Origin of the sequence: Vibrio viridaestus, assembly GCF_003856525.1 — a bacterium.
Taxonomy (GTDB): domain Bacteria; phylum Pseudomonadota; class Gammaproteobacteria; order Enterobacterales; family Vibrionaceae; genus Vibrio; species Vibrio viridaestus.
Map to the genome: position 1 here is coordinate 1 of NZ_RJVQ01000166.1, position 390 is coordinate 390.

1 protein-coding gene is annotated in these 390 nt (G+C 45.9%); it reads left to right on the forward strand.

Going from position 1 to position 390, the window contains the following annotated elements; all coding sequences use genetic code 11:
* Positions 1-214, forward strand: a 214-nt coding sequence (locus EES38_RS23380; protein WP_208020510.1) for a hypothetical protein, incomplete at its 5' end; no start/stop codon positions are given.
* Between the last annotated feature and the right edge of the window lie 176 nt (positions 215-390).

Sequence of the window (390 nt, forward strand, 5' to 3'; positions counted from 1 at the left end):
CCTTGTTGGCAATATTCTGGTGATGAATTGCACTCGTGTGTCTTGTTCCCTATGTCCACATAGTGCGATCAGTTCGGTGATGATTGAGGAGCGTGTTTGCACGGAGAATTGGTTGGTATTCGCCAACTGCGTTGTCAAACAACATAGTGGAATTTCGAGTCTGACAGTTGATCAATTCAACGCGTCAAATGTGTTGTGGGTGAGAATGAGGTGATCAGGGAGTGAGTGCGTGAGTTAGGACGTGTGGAATGTGTGAAGAGAGTGTTTGACACAGTGGTGTATATGTATAGTGTAAATTCGAATGGAGTGTGGTGGAATTGACGTGTGGTAGTGGACAGTGGACGTGTAGTCGTTGGATGGAGAGATGATTGTGGAGTGGTATATTGCCAC